This is a genomic window from Oleiphilus sp. HI0125, from assembly GCF_001635355.1.
In genome coordinates this window covers 1-607 of sequence record NZ_LWGF01000470.1, presented here as the reverse complement: position 1 = coordinate 607, position 607 = coordinate 1, and the positions used below count along the sequence as shown (strand labels likewise).

At 41.8% G+C, this 607-nt stretch carries 1 pseudogene; it reads left to right on the top strand.

From position 1 onward, the window contains the following. A pseudogene (locus A3762_RS06145) lies at positions 1 to 607 on the top strand (glutamate--cysteine ligase); the annotation flags it as partial.

Genomic DNA, 607 nt, shown 5'->3' with positions numbered 1-607 from the left:
GTGATAAAAGCATTCGTATCGCTGAGTACGGCGACTCCAATATTGGCAGACTGAAACATATCTATCGTAAAGGTCTGGATGTGCGTTATGGCAGAATCATGCAGAGTATCGCAGGCCTGCATTTTAACTTCTCCTTATCGGATGAATTCTGGATGCAGTTAAAAGATGCCGAAAATAGTCAAACTGATCTACAGACCTACAAATCTGAGAAGTACTTTGCGCTGACGCGTAATTTTCGACGTTACAGTTGGCTATTGATGTATCTATTCGGCGCATCTCCTGCACTAGACGCTAGTTTTCTGAATGGCAAAAGCAGCGATCTTGAAGTATTCGATGAAAAAGGCACGTATTACAAACCCTACGCAACCTCTCTGCGAATGAGTGACTTAGGCTATACGAATAACGCTCAAAGCTCTTTAAATATCTGTTTCAACACGCTTGATAACTTCACTAAAACACTTGGCGATGCGATTCATACCTCTTACCCAAGCTATGAAAAAATTGGGCTAAAAGATGATCATGACTACACGCAGTTGAATACCAATATTCTGCAAATCGAGAATGAGTATTACAGCAGTATTCGCCCCAAACGCACGACATTCTCAGG